At 70.0% G+C, this 17771-nt stretch carries 17 protein-coding genes, 1 tRNA gene and 1 pseudogene; 12 read left to right on the forward strand and 7 right to left on the reverse strand.

The features are described 5' to 3' along the window. Positions 1 to 2154, forward strand: a pseudogene (locus tag L0984_RS20285) (hypothetical protein); the annotation flags it as partial. Between the two features lie 132 nt (positions 2155 to 2286). Here the strand turns inward: L0984_RS20285 and L0984_RS20290 are convergent. From L0984_RS20290 to L0984_RS20305, 4 genes are read right to left on the reverse strand one after another with little or no spacing between them, the layout of a single operon-like run. Next, positions 2287 to 3525: a M20 family metallopeptidase gene (locus L0984_RS20290; RefSeq protein WP_234195868.1), complete on the reverse strand. Its 1239-nt coding sequence runs from the start codon at positions 3523 to 3525 to the stop codon at positions 2287 to 2289. Continuing rightward, positions 3522 to 5321, reverse strand: coding sequence for a 2-oxo-4-hydroxy-4-carboxy-5-ureidoimidazoline decarboxylase (gene uraD, locus L0984_RS20295; protein ID WP_234195870.1), 1800 nt, complete (start codon positions 5319 to 5321; stop codon positions 3522 to 3524). The genes L0984_RS20290 and uraD overlap by 4 nt, the downstream gene beginning before the upstream one ends. Before the next feature lie 12 nt (positions 5322 to 5333). Next, the gene (puuE, locus tag L0984_RS20300) at positions 5334 to 6293 is read right to left on the reverse strand and encodes an allantoinase PuuE (protein ID WP_234195872.1); all 960 of its coding nucleotides are present in this window, start codon (positions 6291 to 6293) and stop codon (positions 5334 to 5336) included. 7 nt (positions 6294 to 6300) lie between these two features. Further along, positions 6301 to 6966 (reverse strand): GntR family transcriptional regulator, encoded by a 666-nt coding sequence (locus tag L0984_RS20305; protein ID WP_234196637.1) that lies wholly within the window; start codon positions 6964 to 6966, stop codon positions 6301 to 6303. Positions 6967 to 7094: 128 nt separating this feature from the next. Here L0984_RS20305 and uraH point away from each other — a divergent pair, with 128 nt between their 5' ends. Then, on the forward strand, positions 7095 to 7445 hold the full coding sequence (gene uraH, locus L0984_RS20310; RefSeq protein WP_234195874.1) for a hydroxyisourate hydrolase: 351 nt from the start codon (positions 7095 to 7097) through the stop codon (positions 7443 to 7445). A 162-nt stretch (positions 7446 to 7607) separates the two neighbouring features. On the opposite strand, the gene L0984_RS20315 is transcribed toward uraH, so the two are convergent. Next, positions 7608 to 8114, reverse strand: a complete 507-nt coding sequence (locus L0984_RS20315) for a hypothetical protein (protein ID WP_234195876.1) — start codon at positions 8112 to 8114, stop codon at positions 7608 to 7610. Positions 8115 to 8230: 116 nt separating this feature from the next. Between L0984_RS20315 and xdhC the strand changes: the two genes are divergently transcribed. Continuing rightward, entirely contained in the window at positions 8231 to 9049 is an 819-nt protein-coding gene (gene xdhC / locus L0984_RS20320; RefSeq protein WP_234195878.1) for a xanthine dehydrogenase accessory protein XdhC, read from the forward strand. 61 nt (positions 9050 to 9110) lie between these two features. Here the strand turns inward: xdhC and L0984_RS20325 are convergent, their stop codons facing one another. After that, on the reverse strand, positions 9111 to 10607 hold the full coding sequence (locus L0984_RS20325; protein ID WP_234195880.1) for a cryptochrome/photolyase family protein: 1497 nt from the start codon (positions 10605 to 10607) through the stop codon (positions 9111 to 9113). On the opposite strand from L0984_RS20325, the gene L0984_RS20330 reads away from it, so the two are divergent. The 7 genes from L0984_RS20330 (at position 10608) to L0984_RS20360 (ending at position 15295) form a co-directional block, all read left to right on the forward strand. Continuing rightward, entirely contained in the window at positions 10608 to 11231 is a 624-nt protein-coding gene (locus tag L0984_RS20330) for a YqgE/AlgH family protein (RefSeq protein ID WP_234195882.1), read from the forward strand. It abuts the gene before it with no gap. Further along, a complete protein-coding gene (ruvX, locus tag L0984_RS20335; RefSeq protein WP_234195884.1) occupies positions 11224 to 11634 on the forward strand; it encodes a Holliday junction resolvase RuvX in 411 nt (136 codons plus the stop codon). The genes L0984_RS20330 and ruvX overlap by 8 nt, the downstream gene beginning before the upstream one ends. Then, the gene (gene pyrR, locus L0984_RS20340; protein WP_234195886.1) at positions 11631 to 12128 is read left to right on the forward strand and encodes a bifunctional pyr operon transcriptional regulator/uracil phosphoribosyltransferase PyrR; all 498 of its coding nucleotides are present in this window, start codon (positions 11631 to 11633) and stop codon (positions 12126 to 12128) included. Before ruvX ends, pyrR begins: the two co-directional genes overlap by 4 nt. Continuing rightward, the gene (locus tag L0984_RS20345) at positions 12128 to 13090 is read left to right on the forward strand and encodes an aspartate carbamoyltransferase catalytic subunit (protein WP_234195888.1); all 963 of its coding nucleotides are present in this window, start codon (positions 12128 to 12130) and stop codon (positions 13088 to 13090) included. Before pyrR ends, L0984_RS20345 begins: the two co-directional genes overlap by 1 nt. Further along, positions 13087 to 14370 carry a dihydroorotase gene (locus L0984_RS20350; protein ID WP_234195890.1) on the forward strand — a complete coding sequence of 428 codons (1284 nt, stop codon included), beginning with the start codon at positions 13087 to 13089 and terminating at the stop codon, positions 14368 to 14370. Before L0984_RS20345 ends, L0984_RS20350 begins: the two co-directional genes overlap by 4 nt. Before the next feature lie 46 nt (positions 14371 to 14416). Beyond that, entirely contained in the window at positions 14417 to 15172 is a 756-nt protein-coding gene (locus tag L0984_RS20355) for a lysophospholipid acyltransferase family protein (protein WP_234195892.1), read from the forward strand. A 48-nt stretch (positions 15173 to 15220) separates the two neighbouring features. Continuing rightward, a tRNA-Arg gene (locus L0984_RS20360) sits at positions 15221 to 15295 on the forward strand. A gap of 132 nt (positions 15296 to 15427) precedes the next feature. Here the strand turns inward: L0984_RS20360 and L0984_RS20365 are convergent. Continuing rightward, complete coding sequence (locus tag L0984_RS20365; RefSeq protein WP_234195894.1) at positions 15428 to 16123, reverse strand: Crp/Fnr family transcriptional regulator; 696 nt, start codon at positions 16121 to 16123, stop codon at positions 15428 to 15430. A 38-nt stretch (positions 16124 to 16161) separates the two neighbouring features. Between L0984_RS20365 and L0984_RS20370 the strand changes: the two genes are divergently transcribed. Continuing rightward, a complete protein-coding gene (locus L0984_RS20370; protein ID WP_234195896.1) occupies positions 16162 to 17301 on the forward strand; it encodes an aminotransferase class V-fold PLP-dependent enzyme in 1140 nt (379 codons plus the stop codon). An 11-nt stretch (positions 17302 to 17312) separates the two neighbouring features. Next, the gene (locus L0984_RS20375) at positions 17313 to 17744 is read left to right on the forward strand and encodes a hypothetical protein (RefSeq protein ID WP_234195898.1); all 432 of its coding nucleotides are present in this window, start codon (positions 17313 to 17315) and stop codon (positions 17742 to 17744) included. Positions 17745 to 17771 lie beyond the last annotated feature (27 nt).

Consider the following 17771-nt stretch of genomic DNA (forward strand, 5'->3'; position numbering starts at 1 on the left):
GAGGACACGGACAGCACCACCAGCAGCACCAGCCGCAACGTGGGCATCCTGGGCGTGGAGAGCGCCTACATGGAGGGCGGGCGCGTGTACAACGAGTACCGCCTGGCCGATGCGGACAGCATCGCCGGGGTGGTGTTCAACGACGGTGGTGCACCCAGCAGCGGCGCCAACACCGGCACGCCCAACGACGGCGTGCAGAACGGCGCAGAAGCGGGCGTCGGCGGCCTCACCGTCAACCTGACCAACTGCGCCGGCACCACCTATGCCAGCACCACCACGGACGGCAACGGCGCCTACGGCCTGAGCATCCCGACGGCGCAGATCGGCCAGGCGGTGTGCGTGCAGCCGGTGCTGGCGGCCAACACGCTGGCCACCGGTGCCAACTCGGCAGGCACGGTGTTGGCGAACGGCAGCGCCACCACCGTGGGCGGGGTGGGCTACACCTACACCCGGGCCAGCCAGCAGGCGAGCTTCACCGCCCCGGCCTCGGGCACGGTGACGCTGAACTTCGGCCAGGTGCCGGCCAGCACGCTGAGCCCGACGACCAGCAGCCAGCAGACACAGCCGGGTGGGCGAGCCATCCATCCGCACACCTTCACCGCCGGCACCGGCGGGACGCTGAAGCTGCAACTGGGCACGGCCACGGCGACCCCCAGCACCGTCACGGGCTGGTCGGAGATGGTGTACCTGGACGCGAACTGCACGGGCAAGCTGGACCTGACCGCCCAGCAACTGGCACCGGCGGCAGCGACGCTGACGGTGGTGCAGGGCCAGCAGGTGTGCGTGCTGGTGCACGAGCTGGTGCCGGCGACGGCCGCCGAGGGCAACAGCAACACGGTGCCGGTGACCGCCACGCTGACGTTCACCAACGCGGCGCCCAGCCTGAGCGCGAGCTACACGGCCATCGGCTACAAGGGCGTCGTTCAGTACGACGACGTCAACAGGCAGGTGAACCTCGTGGCGGTGCCGCGGATTTCGGGCGTGGTATTCAATGACGGCGGCGCGCCCGCTGGCAGCAGCAACACGGGCACGCCCAACGATGGGCGACAGAACGGGGCCGAAGCCGGACTCGCTGCCATCACCGTCAACCTCGGCAATTGCGCGGGGGTCACCTACGCCAGCACCGCGACGGACGCGAGCGGCGCCTATGCGCTGAGCGTGCCGGCTGCGCAACTCGGGCAGGATATCTGCGTGCAGCCCGTGCTGCCCCCGGGCTTGTTGCCCACCGGCGCCAACGCAGCGGGTGCGCCGCTCGTGGATGGCGCCACCGTGTCCGTCGGCGGCGTGGCCTATGGTTATGGGCGTGCAGACCAGCGCGTGAGATTCACGGCTGCCGCGTCAGGCGATGGCACGTTGAACTTCGGGCAGGTACCGGTGAGCACATTCACGCCGGCGGTGAGTGCTCAACAGGCCCGGCCCGGCATGCGCGCGCTGCATCCGCACACGTTCACGGCTGGGACAGGCGGCACGCTGAAGTTGCAGCTGGGTGCTGCCACGGCTCTCCCGAACACCGTCACGGGCTGGAGCGAGGCGGCCTACCTGGACGCGAACTGCACGGGTAGCCTGGATCTGTCGGCGCCGCCGTTGACAGCCGCGACGTCGCTGACGGTGGTGCAGGGTCAGCAGCTGTGCTTTCTGGTGCACGAGCAGGTGCCGGCCACGGCGCCCGAGGGCAGCAGCAACGCGGTGCCGGTGACAGCGACGCTGGCGTTCACCAACGCAACGCCCAGCCTGAGCGCGAGCTACACGGTCACAGACACGACGTCGGTGAGCAACTCAGCGCTGCAGCTGACCAAGGAGGTGCGCAACGTGACACAGGGCGGCAGCTTCGGCATCAACAACCAGGCGAAATCGGGGGAGGTGCTGGAGTACCGGATCACGTACAAGAACACGGCGCCGTCGCCGCTCACGACCCTGGTGATCAACGACGCGACGCCGACGTACACGACGTTCGTGCAGGCGACGACGGACACGACGCCCCCGAGCCTGACGGCGTGCACGAAGGTGACGCCGGCGAACGTGGCGCCGGCCCCGGTGGTGGGCTGCGACGTGGCGCAGACCGCGGGCGGCACCGGCGCGATCGGCTGGACCTTCACGGGCACGCTCAATGGCGGCGGAACGGGGGCCGTGCTGTTCCAGGTGAAGGTGGACTGAGTCCCAAGGCCGGACTGGTACGAAGGTGCGTCCAACGCGGCCAAGCCAGCGCGAGACAGGCGTGGCTGGGGGGCGCGTTCAGGCGGCCGGCCGTGTCGATCCTCGAAGGGCGCGGCGTCGCGCCCCGCGTCCTCAGGCCAGCAGGTCGGCCAGCGTGCGCGCGATCACCTTGGTGGCGCGGCGCAGGTCTTCCAGCTCCAGGCGCTCGTCGGCGCGCTTGGCGTGGGACTCCAGCACCGTGCGCGGCCCGGCACCGTAGATCACGCCGGGAATGCCCGCCTCGCCGTACAGCCGCACGTCGGTGTACAGCGGCGTGCCCATGGCCGGAATCGGCTGGCCGAAGAGCTGTTCGCCATGCTTCTGGATGGCCTCGACCAGCGGCTGGTTGCCCGCCAGCGGCTTCATCGAATTGGCCAGCAGCAGGCGCTTGACCTCGACCTCGATGCCGCCCGCCGGCGTCTTGAATTCGGCCGCGGCCTTGGCGATCACGTCGCGGATGGCGGCCTCGACCTCGGCCGGGTTCTCCTCGGGGATCATCCGGCGGTCCAGCTTGAACACCACCTTGCCGGGCACCACGTTGGTGTTGGTGCCGCCTTCGATGCGGCCCACGTTGAGGTACGGATGGCTGATGCCCTCGACCTTCGACGTGACCTGCTGGTAGAGGGTGTTCTGCGCATACAGCGCATTGAGGATGTGCACCGCGCCCTGCAGCGCGTCCACGCCGGTGGTGGGAATGGCCGCATGGGCCATCTTGCCGTGCACCGTCACTTCCATCTGCAGGCAGCCGTTGTGGGCCGTGACCACCTCGTAGCTGAACCCCGCGGCGATCATCAGGTCGGGCTTCGTGAGACCGTTCTTGAGCAGCCAGCCGGGGCCCAGGATGCCGCCGAATTCCTCGTCGTAGGTGAAGTGCAGCTCGACGCCGCCCTTGGCCGGCCTGGCCACGGCCTCCAGCGCGCGCACGGCGAAGGTGAAGCTCGCGAAGTCGCTCTTGCTCACGGCCGCGGCACGGGCGTAGAGCTTGCCGTCCACGATCTCGCCGCCGTACGGGTCGTGCGTCCAGCCTTCGCCGGGCGGCACCACGTCGCCGTGCGCATTGAGCGCCACGGTGCGGCCGCCATCGCCATAGCGGCGGCGCACGATCAGGTTGGTGATCGATTCCAGGCCGTAGTCCTTGACCTCCTGCGCGGGCACGGCGTGCTTCTCGGCCTCGAAGCCGAAGGCGGCGATCAGCTCGGCGGTGCGCTCGGCATGCGGTGCGTTGTTGCCCGGCGGGGTGTCGGTGGGCACGCGCACCATCTCCTGGAGGAACTTCACCTCCTCGTCGAAATGGGCGTCGATCCAGGCGTCGAGCTGGGCGTAGTCGGTCATCGTTGTTCTTTCGCGAGGTTGTCCAGCAGCTTCTGCGTGGCGAGCACGGCCAGTTGCATGTCGTCGCTGGTGGTGGATTCGAGCGGGTTGTGGCTGATGCCGCCGTTGAGGCCCCGCACGAAGAGCATGGCCTGCGGCATGATCTCGTGCAGCTTCATGGCGTCGTGGCCGGCGCCGCTGGGCATGCGAAAGAGCGGCACGCCGAGCGATTCGACAGCCGCCTCCCAGCGGGCCTGCCAGTCGGGATGGCTGGGCGCGGCGGCGGCGCGCATGGCTTCTTCAAGCGTGTAGCGCAGGCCGCGGCGGGTGCAGATCTCTTCCAGCGCAGCCAGCACGTCGGCGATCACGGCATTGCGCTGGTCGTCGCGCGGTGCGCGGATGTCGAGGCTGAACTTCGCCAGGCCGGGCACGACGTTGATCGAGCCCCCCGGCACATTCAGCATGCCCACGGTGGCCACCGAGTCGGCGTCCTGGCGGGCGCGCTTCTCGGCCGCGAGGATCAGCTCGGCCACGGCACAGGCCGCGTCGCGGCGACGGTCCATGGGCGTGGTGCCGGCATGGCTGGCGATGCCGTGGATCTCGCCCACATAGCGCACCCCACCGTTGATGGAGGTGACGATGCCCAGCGGCAGGTTCAGCTCGTTGAGCACCGGGCCCTGCTCGATGTGCACCTCGATGAAGCCGAGGTAGCGGGCCGGGTCGCGCTGGATCTTCGGGATGTCCTCGATCTTCAGCCCTGCCTGCTGCATGGCCTCACGCATCGTGATGCCATCGGCATCGGCCTGGTCCAGCCAGGCGGGGTTGAAGTGGCCCGTGAGTGCGCCCGAGCCGATGAAGGTGGCCTTGTAGCGCTGGCCTTCCTCTTCCGCGAAGCCCACCACCTCGAAGGCGAAGGGCAGCCGGCGCCCCTGACGGGCCAGTTCTTTCACGCACGCCATGGGCACGAAGATGCCCAGCCGGCCGTCGTACTTGCCGCCGTTGCGCACCGTGTCGTAGTGCGAGCCGGTCAGCAGCGTGGGCGCGCCGGGGACGGCGCCGCCGCTGGTGACGAAGCCCTCGGCTTCGTAGCGGCCGATGACGTTGCCCACGGCATCGATCTCCACCGAGTCGAAGCCCACCTCGTGCATCCAGGTGCTGATCTGCAGCGCGCAGGCGCGGTGCGCCTGGGTGAGGTAGGTGACGGTGAGCTGGCCCTGCTCGGCGAAGCCGGGGTCGCTGTGCAGGGCCAGCTGTTCCTGCCAGTCCCACACCTGGTTGCCCAGTTCGGGCGAGACGCCGAACTTGTCGTTCAGGCGGATCTCGGCGATGCGGTGGATGTTGCGCAGCGCCTCGACGCGCTCGTAGTCCGGATGGTTGTTCAGCCGCCGCGCGAAGGTGGCCAGGATCTCGGCCTTGGGCAGCCCGGTGCCGCGCGGGCCGCGCACGGCCAGGATGAAGGGAAAGCCGAACTTCTGGCCGTAGGCCGCATTGAGTTCGCGGATGTGCGCCAGCTCTTCGGGCGTGCAGGCCGTCAGGCCCGCCTTGCTCTGCTCGTTGGTCGATTCGGCGGTGAGCGCGTTGCTCTCCATCGCCTTGCCGGCCAGCTCCGGGTGCATGCGGATCAGGGCGAGCTGCTGCTCGGCCGGCGCGCGCGTCACGACCTGGGCCATGGCGGCCTTCAGGTGCTGCAGCGAGCGGAAGGGCCGTTCGGCCAGGGCGCCTTCGGCCACCCAGGGCGAATGCTCGTAGGTGCCTTCCAGCAGCGCGACGGCGTCGGTGGCGGAGGCGGCGTTGAGTTGTTCGATGGTCAGGGCCATGGTCGTGTCTCCTCAGGCCGCGTCGACGAAGGGATGCGTGTGGCGCCAGTGGCGCGCGATGTCCACCCGGCGGCACACCCACACCTTGTCGTGGCGGCCGATGTGGTCCAGAAAGCGCTGCAGCGCCGTGATGCGGCCCGGGCGGCCGAGCAGGCGGCAGTGCATGCCGATGCTCAGCATCTTGGGCCGGTCCAGGCCGGCCGGGTCGCCTTCGGCATAGAGCGCGTCGAAGCTGTCCTTCATGTACTGGAAGAAGGGATCGGCATGCGAATAGCCCTGCGGCAGCGCGAAGCGCATGTCGTTGCAGTCCAGCGTGTAGGGCACGATCAGCTGCGGCACCACGCTGCCGTCGGTCTTCTGCACCTTCATCCAGAAGGGCAGGTCGTCGCCGTAGTAGTCGCTGTCGTATTCGAAGCCGCCGTCGTCCGCCACCAGGCGGTGGGTGCGCGGGCTGTCGCGGCCGGTGTACCAGCCGACCGGGCGCTCGCCGGTGAGCTTCTCGATGGCTTCCATACCCAGGCGCATGTGCTCGCGCTCCAGCGACTCGTCGGCGCTCTGGTAGTGGATCCAGCGCCAGCCGTGGCAGGCGATCTCGTGGCCCAGCTCCTTGAAGGCGACGGCCAGCTCGGGGTAGCGCTGCAGCGCCATGCCCACGCCGAAGACGGTGAGCGGCAGGCCGCGCTGCTCGAACTCGCGCAGGATGCGCCAGACGCCGGCGCGCGAGCCGTATTCGTAGATGCCGTCCATGCTCATGTGCCGGTCGGGATAGCTCGCCGGGTTGAACATCTCGGACAGGAACTGCTCCGAGCCCGGATCGCCGTGCAGCACGTTGTTCTCGCCGCCCTCTTCATAGTTGAGGACGAACTGCACCGCGATGCGGGCACCGCCCGGCCAGCGGGCATGCGGCACGTCGCGGCCGTAGCCGACGAGGTCGCGCGGATAGGGAAGGGTGGCGTCGTAGACGGTGGGCATGGGGGTCTCAGGAAAGCGCCAGCGTGATGTCGCTGGTGGGAACCTTGCGGTCCAGGGTGAGGTTGTCCTCGACGTGCTGCAGGTGCTCGGTCATCAGCCGGGCGGCCTTGTCGCCATCGCGCGCCGCCAGGGCGCGGACGATGTCGGCATGCTCGTCGTTGGAATGCGCAGCCTCGGCGGCGCTCTGGTACATGAGCGTGATCAGGGCGCAGCGCGAGATCAGATCGCTCAGGATCTGCGCCAACACCTGATTGCCCATCAACTCCGCCATGCGCACATGGAAGTCGCCGAGCAGCTCGGTCCGACCTTCCACGTCCTCCCCGGCCACGGCGGCCTTCTCTTGTGCAACGTGTTCCTTCAGGGCCTTGATCTGCGCGGTGGTGGCCTGGCGCGCGAACTCGCGCGCCATCTCGGCCTCCAGCATGCGGCGCACGCCGAACACCTGGCGGGCCTCGTCGGCCGAGGGCGCGGCCACGAAGGCGCCGCGCGCGGGTTCCAGGCGGATCAGCCCGTTCTGCGAGAGCTGGAACAAAGCTTGCCTCACCAGCGTACGCGAGACGCCGAAATGGTCGGCCAGCTTCTGTTCGGCCAGCTTGCTGCCCGGCTGCAGCCGGTGTTCGACGATGGCCCGGGTCAGGGCATCGACGATCGCGCGTGTCGTGGTCGGCTCCATGATGGCGGGCATGATAGCTTCACGACACAAATGTGTATACACTTTTGTGGACGGATCGCCCGGTCCTGCCCCGGTCCCACCCCGGTGCGTTTTGCCGTCCATTTCAACGACTCGCAAGGAGATGCCCCATGGGCTTGAGCACCCACGTACTGGACACGATGCACGGCTGCCCCGCTGCCGGCATGGAAGTGGCGCTCTACACGACGGACGGTGAGGCGGCCACGCTGGTGCGGCGCTTCGCCCTCAACCACGACGGCCGCAGCGACGGGCCGCTGTATGACAACAGCAGCCTCAAAGTCGGCACCTATCGCCTGGTGTTCGATGTGGCGGGGTACTTCAAGGCGCGCGGTGTCGAGCTGCCGCAGCCCAACTTCCTCAACCGCGTGGCGCTGGATTTCGGCGTGGCCCACACCGACCAGCACTACCACGTGCCGCTGCTGGTGAGCCCGTGGAGCTACTCCACGTACCGGGGTTCCTGAATGCCTCGCCCCCTGCGTCGATGGGGGGCTGGAGCCCCTCTCCCCTTGCGGGAGAGGGGTTGGGGAGAGGGGTGTTCACCCGCAGCGTGCCGCCAAGATGCACAGGCCGCTGCCCCCTCTCCCCGGCCCTCTCCCGCGAGGGGAGAGGGAGGAAGACCCTGGCTACTGCTGCAACTGGCCTTCGCTCAGCGTGTCCAGCTGGAAGCGGCCGCTCCGGTCCCAGAGCCAGGTGTCGGTCCACACGACGGACCCGAGCCGCGTGGCCACGGGGTAGGGTGCCGCGGCCAGGACGGTGCGCTCGATGCCGGCGATGGCATCGGGCGCGTGCTTCGGCGCCCGCAGCCAGTGCATGCCGGTCACCTGGCCGCGCGCGTCGAGCTTCACTTCCAGCACGCCGACGGCGTAGAGCATCGGCGGCAGCTTGCCCGAGTAGATGCGGTCCGCATTGCGCGCATAGACGTGGCGGGCGGCATCCTGCCGGTACTCGCGCGGTGTGCGGGCGCGGGAACTGCCCGCCGGCTCGGCGGCAGCCACCGCTTCGCGCGGCGCGGTGGCGTCGGAGATCTGGCCCGGCACCGTGGAGCCGGTGCTGCCGCAGCCGGCCAGCCATGCGGCGGCCACGGTGCAGGCGGCCAGCAGGCCCAGGCGCGAGAAGATGTTGTTGATCATGGCGCGGCTTTATACCTGCGCCGCGGCGCGGCCGTGTTTCCATTGATGACGGCACCTGCGGGCCCCGCCCGTGGCGCTGCGCGGCATCGATCTGCGCCGCTGTCCGGGGGCGCGCTATGAGTACCGGCACCCTCGACGACGGCCTCGCCCGCCTGGCTGCCGAAGACGGCGTGCTGGTGCGCGTCGAGGCCACCGAAGGCTCGGCCCCGCGCGAGGCCGGCACCTGGATGCTGGTCTGGGCCCGGGGCCTCACGGCCACCATCGGCGGCGGCCAGCTCGAGTTCCAGGCCATCGACGAGGCCCGCGCCCTGCTGCAGTCGCCGGCCGCCGGGCCGCAGCGCAAGCGCTACCCGCTCGGCCCCAGCCTGGGCCAGTGCTGCGGCGGCGTGGTGCACCTGTCGATGCGCCGCGTGGGGGCGGCCGATGCGGCCGAACTGCGCCGGCAGCTCACCGAGCACCTGGCGCCCGTCGCCATCTTCGGCGGTGGCCATGTGGGGCTGGCGCTGGCGCGTCTGCTGGCCACGCTGCCCTACGCCGTGCGCTGGATCGACAGCCGCGACGGCGTCTTCCCCGATGCCCTGCCGGCCCAGGTGCAGACCGAGCACAGCGAGCCGGTGCAGGACGCCGTCGCCGCGCTGCCGCCTGGCACGCATGTGCTCATCATGAGCTTCAGCCATGCGGAGGACCTGGACATCGTCATCGCCTGCCTCCGGCGGCTGCGCGAGCGCGATGACCTGCCCTACGTCGGTCTGATCGGCAGCAAGACCAAGTGGGCCACCTTCCGGCATCGGCTGGAGGCGCGCGGCTTCGGCGAGGCCGAGATGGCGCGCATCACCTGCCCCATCGGCGTGCCGGGCGTGACGGGCAAGGAGCCCGAGGTGATCGCCGTCGCCGTGGCGGCACAGCTGCTGCAGCGGCGCACGGCCTCGGGCTGAGCACCGCGGGGAGTCGGGCGCTGGGCACATCGCCCAACGCGAGCGCCATGAGCCGTTCCTCTCAGGCCGCGCGCTCCGCGCTCTCCCGCGCCACTGCATAGCGCTCCAGCGTCTGCTGGCGCGCCTCGCCATGGTCGACCACCGGGGCCGGATAGTCGTGGCCGATGCGCAGCCCGGCGGCTTCGAGTTCCACCGGCTTGGCGAGCCACGGCGCATGGATCATCTTGTTCGACAGCCTGGCGAGCTCGGGCACATAGCGGCGGATGAACTTGCCCTCGGGGTCGAAGCGCTCGCTCTGCGTCACCGGGTTGAAGATGCGGAAGTAGGGCTGCGCATCGCAGCCGCTCGAACTGGCCCACTGCCAGCCGCCGTTGTTGGACGCGAACTCGAAGTCGTTCAGGTGCTCGGCGAAGAAAGACTCGCCCCGGCGCCAGTCCAGGCCCAGGTCCTTGCACAGGAAGCTGGCCGTCACCATGCGCAGCCGGTTGTGCATGTAGCCCGACTGCACCAGCTGGCGCATGCCGGCGTCCACCAGCGGATAGCCCGTGCGGCCCTCGCACCAGGCGGCGAAGAGCTGGTCGGCATGCTTGCCGTGGTGCCAGCGGATGCGGTCGTACTCGGGCTTGTAACTCTTGCCCTCGGCCAGGTCGGGCCGGTGGGTCATCACCTGGGCATAGAAGTCGCGCCAGATCAGCTCGCCCAGCCAGGTGGCGGCGCCGCGGCTGCCGTTGCCGGCCAGCGCATGGGCCGTGGCCGCTGCCTCGCGGATGGACAGCGTGCCGAAGCGCAGGTGCACGCCCAGGTAGCTGGGGCCGCGCACGGCGGGAAAGTCGCGCGTGCTGTCGTAGCGGTCGATGCGGCCGACGAATTCGTCGAAGAGCTGCCGCGCGCCGGCCATGCCGCCGCCCAGGCCCAGCTCGTGCAGATTGGTGGGCTCGAAACCCAGGTCGGCCAAGGCCGGCACCTCGGTGCGGTGCTCGGCCGGCGTGGGGATGAGGGCGTCGGCGTAGCGCTCCACCGGGTAGGGGCTCAGGTAGAAGGCGTCTTCGGCCTTGGCCAGCCAGGCCCGCTTGTAGGGCGTGAACACCGAATAGACGCCGCCGGCCTGGGTCAGCACCTCGTCGCGCTCGAAGACGACGTGGTCCTTGAAGGTCTGGAAGCTCACGCCCGCATTGGCCAGCGCGCCCAGCACCTGGGCATCGCGGTCCAGCGCGGCGGGCTCGTCGTCGCGGTTGGCGAAGACGGCCTGCACCTCCAGTTGGCGGGCGAGGGGCGCGATCTCCTCCTCGGCCACGGCATGGCGCACCACCAGATCGCCGCCCATGGCGCGCAGGGCGTCCTGCAACTGCTGCACCGATTCCTGGATGAACTCGACCCGCCGGTCGCGCCGGGGCAGGGCGTCGAGGATCGCCCGGTCGAACACGAAGGCGCAGACCACCTCGCGGCAGCTGCGCAGCGCGTGGTAGAGCGCCGCGTTGTCCTGCACCCGCAGGTCGCGCCGGAACCACATGAGGCCCCGGGCGAAGGGCTTGTCGACGGCCACTAAAATTGGAGGCATATGTCCGTCGATTCTGCCCTGACCAATCTCACGCATCACTTCCTCATCGCGATGCCGGGCATGCAGGACCAGGCCTTCAGCCGCAGCGTCGTCTACCTGTGCGAGCACGGCGAGCGCGGCGCGCTGGGGCTGATCATCAACAAGCCGAGCGACATCGACCTCAAGGGCCTGTTCCAGAAGATCGAGCTGCGCCTGGCGCGTCCCGACCTCGACGATGCCCCCGTCTTCCAGGGCGGCCCGGTGCAGACCGAGCGTGGCTTCGTGCTGCACGAGCCCGTGGTCGGCGAGGACACCACCGGCGCCACGCCGGCCGACGACGGCAAGCCGCAGTCGGTCTACGCCTCCACCATGACCATCCCCGGCGGCCTGGAGATGACCACCTCCAAGGATGTGCTGGAGGCCATGGCCACCGGTGCCGGCCCGCGCAAGGTGCTGGTCACCCTGGGCTATTCGTCGTGGGAGCAGGGCCAGCTCGAATCCGAGATCGCCGAGAACGCCTGGCTCACGGTGGGCGCCGACCCGGCCGTCATCTTCGACACGCCGGTGGAGCAGCGCTACGACAAGGCGCTGTCGCTGCTCGGCCTGGCCGCCTGGACCCTGTCGCCGGAAGCCGGCCATGCCTGAGAACGCCGACGTCCCCGCGCACTTCCAGACCTTCCTCGCCTTCGATTTCGGCCTCAAGCGCACCGGCGTGGCCAGCGGCAACCGCCTGCTGCGCAACGCCACGCCGCAGGCCACGATCAAGGCCGAGGGCGACGCCCGCTTCGCGCAGATCCAGGCCCGCATCCGCGAATGGCAGCCCGACGCGCTGGTGGTGGGCGTGCCCTACCACCCCGACGGGGCGCCGCACGACAACACCCGCGCCGCCCTGCGCTTTGCCCGCCAGCTGCATGGCCGCTTCGGCCTGACGGTCTACCAGGTGGACGAGCGCTACAGCACCACCGAGGCCATCGCCTCCGGCGCGCGCGATGCCGACGCGGCGAGCGCCTGCATCATCCTTGAACAATTCCTGAGGAACCTTCCGTGAACGCATTGCCCGATGCCGAGGGGCTCTACCAGACGCTGCTGGCCGGCGTGAAGCCGCTGATGCGCGAGCACACCCGCCTGGTGGGCGTGACCTCCGGCGGCGCCTGGCTGGTCGAGCGGCTGCAGAAAGACCTGGGCCTGCCTGGCACGCCCGGCGTCATCTCCTCCGCGATGCACCGCGACGACTTCGCCCGCCGCGGCATGGCCGCCAGCGCGCAGACGCAGCTGCCCTTCGACGTGGACGGCAGCGACGTGCTGCTGCTGGACGACGTGCTCTACACCGGCCGCACCATCCGCGCGGTGCTCAACGAGCTGTTCGACTTCGGTCGCCCGGGCTGCGTGCGGCTCGCGGTGATGGTGGACCGCGGCGGGCGCGAGCTGCCGGTGGCGGCGGACTTCGCGGCGGCCCATCTCACGCTGCCCGACACGCAATTGCTCGCGCTCGCCCGGGGCAACGACGGCAGCCTGCGTTTCAACGTCGAGGAGCAGGCCTGATGCTCTACAAACGCAACCCCCAGCTCAACAAGAACGGCGAGCTGATCCACCTGCTGTCCATCGAGGGCCTGCCCAAGTCCATCGTCACGCAGATCCTGGACACGGCCGCCAACTTCGTCAGCGTGAGCGACCGCGAGGTCAAGAAGGTGCCGCTGCTGCGCGGCAAGAGCGTGTTCAACCTCTTCTTCGAGAACAGCACGCGCACCCGCACCACCTTCGAGATCGCGGCCAAGCGGCTGTCGGCCGACGTCATCAACCTCGACATCGCCCGCAGTTCCACCGCCAAGGGCGAGACGCTGCTGGACACCATCGCCAACCTGAGCGCGATGGCGGCCGACCTGTTCGTGGTGCGGCACAGCGAATCGGGTGCGCCCTACCTGATCGCGCAGCATGTGGCGCCGCATGTGCACGTCATCAACGCGGGCGACGGCCGGCATGCGCACCCCACGCAGGGGCTGCTCGACATGTACACCATCCGCCACTACAAGAAGGACTTCTCCAACCTCACGGTGGCCATCGTGGGCGACGTGCTGCATTCGCGCGTGGCCCGCTCCGACATCCACGCGCTGACCACGCTGGGCGCCGCCGAGGTGCGCGTGGTGGGCCCGCGCACCCTGGTGCCGGCCGACCTGGCGCCCATGGGCGTGAAGGTCTTCCACAAGCTCGAAGAGGGCATCAGGGACTGCGACGTGGTCATCATGCTGCGCCTGCAGAACGAGCGCATGAGCGGTGCGCTGCTGCCGTCGAGCCAGGAGTACTTCAAGACCTATGGCCTCACGCCCGAGAAGCTGCAGCTGGCCAAGCCCGACGCCATCGTGATGCACCCGGGCCCCATCAACCGCGGCGTGGAGATCGCCTCGGAAGTGGTGGACGGCAAGCAGAGCGTGATCCTGCCGCAGGTGACCTTCGGCATCGCGGTCCGCATGGCGGTGATGAGCATCGTGGCAGGTAACGAAGCATGAATACGTTGATCCAACACGGCCGGGTGATCGACCCCGCCTCCGGCTTCGATGGGGTGGCCACGGTGGCCATCGCGGACGGCCGCATCGCCGCCATCGGCGACGTACCCGCCGGCTTCAATGCGGAGCGCACCATCGATGCGAGCGGCTGCCTGGTGCTGCCCGGCCTGGTCGACCTGGCCGCTCGGCTGCGCGAGCCGGGCTACGAGCACGAGGGCATGCTCGAAAGCGAAATGGCCGCGGCCGTCGCCGGCGGCGTCACCAGCCTGGTCTGCCCGCCCGACACCGACCCGGTGCTCGACGAGCCCGGCCTGGTCGAGATGCTCAAGTTCCGCGCCGAGAAGCTGCAGAAGGCCCGCCTCTTTCCGCAGGGCGCGCTGACCCGCGGCCTCCAGAGCGAGGTGCTGACCGAGATGGCCGAGCTGACCGAGGCCGGCTGCATCGGCTTCGGCCAGGCCGAGGTGCCGCTGTCCGGCAACGTGGTGCTGCAGCGTTCGCTGCAGTACGCCAGCACCTTCGGCTACACCGTGTGGCTGCGTCCGCAGGACCGCGACCTGGGCAAGGGCGTGGCCGCCAGCGGCGCGCTGGCCACGCGCATGGGCCTGTCGGGCGTGCCCGTGGCCGCCGAGACCATCGCCCTGTTCACCATCTTCGAGATGATGAAGACCACCGGCGCCCGCGTGCACCTGTGCCGCCTGTCCAGCGCGGCCGGCGTGCAGCTGGTGCGCGAGGCCAAGGCCGCGGGGCTGCCGGTGAGCTGCGACGTCAGCATCAACTCGCTGCACCTGGCCGACACCGACATCGGCTTCTTCGACAGCCGTGCGCGCCTCACGCCCCCGCTGCGCCAGCAGCGCGACCGCGATGCGCTCTCGGCCGCGCTGGCCGACGGCACCATCGACGCGCTGGTCTCCGACCACACGCCGGTCGAGGCCGATGCCAAGACGCTGCCCTTCGCCGAGAGCGAGCCGGGCGCCACCGGCCTGGAGCTGCTGCTGCCCCTGGCCCTGCTGTGGGCCGAGCGCAGCGGCGCCGGCCTGTCGCGCGCCGTGCAGGCCATCACCCAGGCGCCCGCGCGCCTGCTGGGCGAGACGGGGGCGCAACTCGGCCGCCTGGCCGTGGGCGGCCCGGCCGATGTGGTGGTGGCCGACCCGCGCCGCGAATGGCAGGTGCTGCCCGAGGCCTTGCGCAGCCAGGGCAAGCACACGCCCTTCGCCGGCCATGCGCTGGTGGGCGCGGTGCGCGCGACCTTCGTGGGCGGACAGCTGGTGCACGAGGCCGCCTGAGCGGCGCGGCTGCGCCCTGTCTTCCGCGTTGCTTCCTCCGACCCTCATGCCCCGATCCCTTGTCGCCCTGGTCCGGCTGATCCGGCTGCTGGGCCATTCCGCACGCGGCTGGTGGACCATCCGCCGCCGCTTCGCCGCTCTGGATGCGCCGACGCGCGCCATGCTGGTCGAGCGCTGGGCCCAGCGCGCGCTGCAAGTGCTGGGCATCCGCCTGGTGGTGCGCGGGCCGGTGCCCGAGGCCGGCCCCGTGCTCGTGGTGGCCAACCATGTGTCGTGGCTGGACATCATGACGTTGCATGCGGCCCGCCATGTGCGCTTCGTCTCCAAGTCGGCCGTGCGGCACTGGCCGCTGATCGGCACGCTGGCCACCGGCGCCGGCACGCTCTACATCGAGCGAGAGAAGCGCCGCGACGCGCTGCGCGTGGCGCACCACATGGCCGAAGCCCTGCGCGCGGGCGACCGCATCGCCGTCTTCCCCGAAGGCACCACCAGCGACGGCCGTGGCCTGCTGCCCTTCCATGCCAACCTGCTGCAGTCGGCCATCTCGGCCGACGCGCCCGTGCAGCCGGTGGCATTGCGCTTTCTGGATGCCGCCACGGGCGAGGTGAGCTTCGCGCCCATCTACGTCGACGACGACACCCTGATCAGTTCGCTGTGGCGCACCCTGCGTGCGCCGCCGCTGGTGGCCGTGGTGCAGTTCGGCGAGCCCCAGAGCGCCGAGGGCCGCGACCGCCGCGGCTGGGCCCAGAGCCTGCATGCCGACGTGCTCGCGCTGCGGGGCGAGGCCTCGCGCTTGGGTTAAAGTCGCGGGCCTGCCGCCGGCCTCCCACGGCCCGCGGCCAGTGCCCCGGTCCCTATAGTTCAATGGATAGAACGGCCCCCTCCTAAGGGGCAGATGCAGGTTCGATTCCTGCTGGGGGCACCAGCTTCAGGCCCGCACATGCCAACGCGTGTGCGGGCTTTCTCTTTGGGGCGGCATCGCGCGACGCACCTTGTAAAGCCGTTGACATACACCCCCCAGCCGCCTTCCTAGACTGGCTGCGCCGCCCCCGGGCGTCTACAGCTTCGGCGCCAGTCGCCGCAACCCCTGCATGTCGCGGATCACGCAATGGGACTTCGCCATCTCGATCAGCCCCTGGCCTTGCAGCTGGCTCATCACGTTCGAGGTCATCACGCGGCTCAGGCCGGTGATGTTGGCCATCTCCTGGTGCGTGAAGGAGACCCCGATGGCCACGCCCGTGGCCTGCGTCTCGCCATAGGTGTCGGCCAGCTGCAGCAGGTGGTGCACCACGCGCTCGGCCGCGCTGGTCTGGCTCAGCAGCAGGTTCTGCTGCGCCAGCACGCGCAGCTTGGTGCCCATGAGCCACAGCACCTGCCGCAGGCAGGTGGCGTCGGCCTGCATGCAGCGCAGCAGATGCGTGCGCTCGATCTGGCGTGCCACCCCGTCGCACGAGGCCACAGCCGTCATCGACTGCCGGCCGTCCAGGAAGGCGCTGCACTCTCCCACCAGGCCGTGGCGGCCGACGATGGCCAGGTGCTTCTCGTGACCGGATTCGGACCACAGCATCAGCCGGACGCGCCCCTGTTCGATGAGCTGCACTTGGGTGGCGGCATCCCCCTGCGAAAACAGCGTCTGGCCCTTGCGGAAAGCCACCGCCGGCAGGACGCCGGCCGCCGTCAGTGCCTGCCAGTCGAACTGCGGCACCTCGATCCAGGCCGAAGGCGAAGCCGCCGCGCCGGCGTGCGGATTCATCGCTTCAAGCACCCCAAGGCCTCCACAACAACAGCGTCATGACCCATCCATTTTCTTCATACCGAAAGCTTTTCCCCATCCTGGAGAACACCGTCCAGTTGTCGAGCTGCTCGCAGAGCGCGATGAGCCTGCCGGTCAGGCAGGCGATCGACGACTACCTGGCGGTGTGGACCACGCGTGGCGCCGACTGGGGCTACTGGATGGAGCAGGTGGCGCTGGCGCGCGCCGAGTTCGCTCGCATGATCCATGCCGATGCCGACGATGTGGCGGTGCTCGGCAGCGTGTCCGATGCGGCGTCCAGCATCGCCTCGGCGCTGCGCTTCGAGGACGGGCGCGACGGCATCGTCACCGGCAGCCTGGACTTTCCTTCGGTCTGCCACGTGTGGCTGGCGCAGCAGTCGCGGCGCGGCGCCCGGGTGCGCTTCGTGCAGGCCCAACCCGGCGCGAGCGACACCACGGCCCGGCTGGTGCAGGCCATCGACGCGTCCACCGCGCTGGTCTCGGTGTCGCAGGCCTGCTTCTACGACGGGCAACTCGTGGACATCGCCGCCACGGGCGCCGCGGCGCGTGCGCAGGGCGCACTGCAATTCGTCGATGCCTACCAGTCGGCCGGCTCGCTGGCCATCGACGTCCGGGCCCAGGGCATCGACATGCTTGCCGCCGGCGCCCAGAAGTACCTGCTGGGCATACCGGGCATCGCCTTTCTCTACGTGCGGCCCCAGCTGGCACGTCAGCTGGAGCCGGCCGTCACCGGCTGGTTTGGCCGGGTCAATCCCTTCGCCTTCGATCCCGCCCAACTGGACTTTGCCGCGAGTGCGCAACGCTTCAACACGGGCACGCCCCCCATGATGTGCGCGAGCGTGGCGCGCGCCAGCATCGGCCTGCTCAACGAGGTCGGCGTGCCGGCCATCGAGGAATGGCTGGGCCTGCTCTCGGCCGCGGCGCTGGAAGAGGCGCCACGCCTGGGCCTGGAGGTGGTGAGCCCGACGGCTCCCGGCGCCAAGGGGGCCAACACAGCGATCCGCGTGCGCAACGCCGCCGAGGTGGAGGCGCGCATGCTGGCTGCCGGCTTCGTGGTGTCGGCCCGCAACGACGTGATCCGCATCGCGCCGCACTTCTACAACACCGCCGAAGACGTGGTCGGCGCGCTGCGTGAGCTGGCGCGGCTGACGCGCTGACCGGCACCGCCATGGACGCCATTCCCGCTTCCATCCATTGCGCGTCGGTGCTGTGCGCCGCCCCCGCCGACCGCGCGCTGGCCTTCCTGGCCGACGGCCTGGAACTCGGCCGCTGGGCGCTGGGCTGCTGGCAGACCCGCGACGCTGGCGATGGCGTGGTGCAAGGCCATTCGCTGTTCGACGGCGCCGAAGGCTTCGTGCGGCCGGTGCTCGATGCGGCGCGCGGCAGGGTCACCTATCACGTCGGTGGTGCGCCCGATGCGCTGACGCCCCGCATCCACGCCACGGTCGAGGCCGCGTCCTTGCCCGGGGCAACGACGCCCGGCTGCCGCATCAGCCTGCATGCCGCGCGCACGCCCGACATGGACGACGCACGCTGGCTGCGCCTGGTGCGCTGCCACGAGGTGGAAGTGCTGCTGATCCAGTCACTGCTCGCCCGATGAGCTTCTTTTCCACGACGCCATGAACCG

The sequence above is a fragment of the Pseudacidovorax sp. NFM-22 genome (assembly GCF_021401245.1).
Classification (GTDB): domain Bacteria; phylum Pseudomonadota; class Gammaproteobacteria; order Burkholderiales; family Burkholderiaceae_C; genus Xenophilus.